This window comes from Acidovorax delafieldii 2AN (genome assembly GCF_000175235.1).
Taxonomy (GTDB): domain Bacteria; phylum Pseudomonadota; class Gammaproteobacteria; order Burkholderiales; family Burkholderiaceae_C; genus Acidovorax; species Acidovorax delafieldii_B.
In genome coordinates this window covers 1-2,279 of sequence record NZ_ACQT01000394.1, presented here as the reverse complement: position 1 = coordinate 2,279, position 2,279 = coordinate 1, and the positions used below count along the sequence as shown (strand labels likewise).

General features: G+C 69.7%; 4 protein-coding genes. All 4 read left to right on the top strand.

Annotation, left to right across the window (positions count from 1 at the left end; all coding sequences use genetic code 11):
• A partial coding sequence (locus ACDELDRAFT_RS21490) for a DUF1045 domain-containing protein (RefSeq protein WP_040330423.1) occupies window positions 1-303 on the top strand: 303 nt, incomplete at its 5' end.
• On the top strand, window positions 300-863 hold the full coding sequence (gene phnN / locus ACDELDRAFT_RS21485; RefSeq protein WP_005800478.1) for a phosphonate metabolism protein/1,5-bisphosphokinase (PRPP-forming) PhnN: 564 nt from the start codon (window positions 300-302) through the stop codon (window positions 861-863). The genes ACDELDRAFT_RS21490 and phnN, both read left to right, overlap by 4 nt.
• Window positions 864-931: 68 nt before the next feature.
• Window positions 932-1,354: an arsenate reductase (glutaredoxin) gene (gene arsC / locus ACDELDRAFT_RS21480; protein ID WP_005800477.1), complete on the top strand. Its 423-nt coding sequence runs from the start codon at window positions 932-934 to the stop codon at window positions 1,352-1,354.
• Window positions 1,355-1,419: 65 nt separating this feature from the next.
• The coding region (locus tag ACDELDRAFT_RS21475) for an MFS transporter (protein WP_005800475.1) at window positions 1,420-2,279 on the top strand (860 nt) is incomplete at its 3' end.

Here is a 2,279-nt window from a genome sequence, read left to right as displayed (position 1 = left end):
CTGGCCGCTGCGCTGCCGCCGGCCGAAATGGCCCGGCGCCGGGCGGGCGGGCTTACAGCCCGGCAGGAAGAGCTTCTGCAGCAATGGGGCTACCCGTTCGTGCTGGACGAGTTTCGCTTTCATCTCTCGCTCACAGGCCCGCTGCACACGGTGAACAGTGAAACCCAGGCCCTCGTGCAGGACGCCGCCGAACAGTTCTTCGCCGACCTGCCTGCGCTCAGATTCAACAGCCTGGCGCTGTTTGCCGAACCCACGCCGGGCGCCGATTTCGTTCTGCTCGACCACCTGGAGATGGGCGCGTGAGCGGGCGGCTGGTGTACTGCATGGGTCCGTCGGGCGCGGGCAAGGATTCGCTGCTCGAATGGCTGCGCCGCCACCTTCCCGCCCCGCAATCCCTGCACTGGGCCCGGCGCACCATCAACCGCACCGCGGTCGCGGGCGGCGAGGCCCATGAGAGCGTGGACACCGCAGCGTTCCAGCAGTTGCACGCCCGGCAGGCGTTCGCGCTGCACTGGGAAGCCAACGGCCTGCACTACGGTGTGCGGCATGCCGAGCTTGCACCGCTGTCGCAGCGCCGGTGGGTGTTGGTCAACGGCTCGCGCGCCTACCTGCCGCAGGCGCTGCAGAACCACCCGGATCTGGTCGCCGTGCACATCACCGCCAGCCCCGACGTGCTGCGCCAGCGCCTGACAGCCAGGGGCCGCGAAAGCGCCGCACAGATCGAGGCACGGGTGCGGCGGGCGGCGGACTACCAGCCCCCACCCCACGCCGCGGCCGTGGAGGTGCACAACGACAGGGCCCTCGAAGATGCCGGACGCGCCTTGATGACAGCACTGCAGCAGCTGCCCGGCTGGCCGCGCTGAACCGGCCCGTGCTCCGCCACGAAGGCGCTGGCACACTGCACACCTCTTCCACCCCCAAGCCCTGCGCCATGTCCACCATCACGATCTATCACAACCCGAAATGCGGCACTTCCCGCAACACCCTGGCCATGATCCGCAACAGCGGCGTGGAGCCTGACATCATCGAATACCTCAAGACGCCTCCCAGCCGCGAGACCCTGGTGGCACTGATCGCCGCCATGGGCACGCCCGTCATCGACGTGGTACGCAGCAAGGAGGCCGTATTCACCGAGCTGAACCTGGGCGCCCCTGGCGTCACGGATGCCCAGCTCGTCGATGCCATGCTGGCCCATCCGGTGCTCATCAACCGTCCCATCGTGGTCACGCCCCTGGGCACGCGACTGTGCCGTCCCTCCGAAGCGGTGCTCGACATCCTGCCGCAGCCGCAGCAGGGGGCCTTCACCAAGGAAGACGGCGAAGTGGTCATCGACGCCAAGGGCCGGCGCGCCTGAGTCAGGGATCGCCCACCAGCCCAGACCCCTTCCCCGAAACATCGCGGCGTGTCACGCCCCCTTCGATGAACCCTCCTTCGCAGCGCTGGACCGTGGCACGCCTGGGCAGCGCCCAGACCCTCGCCTGGGCCTCGTCCTACTACCTTCCCGCCATGCTGGCAGTGCCCATGGCGCGCGACCTGGGCGTGGCCACTTCCACCGTGTTTGCCGCGTTCTCGGCGGCGCTGATCGTTTCCGCCCTGCTGGGCCCGCTGGCGGGCCACGCCATTGACCGGCACGGTGGGCGCCCTGTACTGGTCGGCACCAGCCTGCTCTTCGCCGCCAGCCTGGCAGGCATGGGACTGGCCCAAGGCCCCATCGGCCTGTTTGCCGCCTGGATGCTGATGGGCGTGGCCATGGGTTCGGGCCTGTACGAGGCCGCGTTTGCCACGCTGGTGCGTCTGTACGGCCCGGGTGCACGCGGCGCCATCACCGGCGTCACGCTCATTGCCGGTTTTGCCAGCACCGTGGGCTGGCCGCTGTCCGCCTGGATGGAAGCCGCCTGGGGCTGGCGCGGGGCATGCTTTGGCTGGGCGGCCCTGCACCTGCTGGTGGGGGCTCCGTTCAACGCCTGGCTGCCCCGCGCTGCTGCGGTACCAAAGCGGATGAACGCAACCGCAGCCGAACCCGCTGCAGCACCCGCACTGCAGGACATTCCGGGCGCCGAAGCCACCGATCCGCCGCACGCCCTGCGCGCCACCCTGCTGCTGTCGTTCGTATTTGCCGTGACCTGGTTCACCAGCACGGCCATGGCGGTCCATCTGCCGCGCTTGCTGCAGGCCAGCGGCGCATCGGTGCAGGCGGCCGTCGCCGTCGCGGCCCTGGTGGGGCCCGCCCAGGTCGTGGCACGCCTGCTCGAGTTTGGCCTGCTGCGTCGCGTGCATCC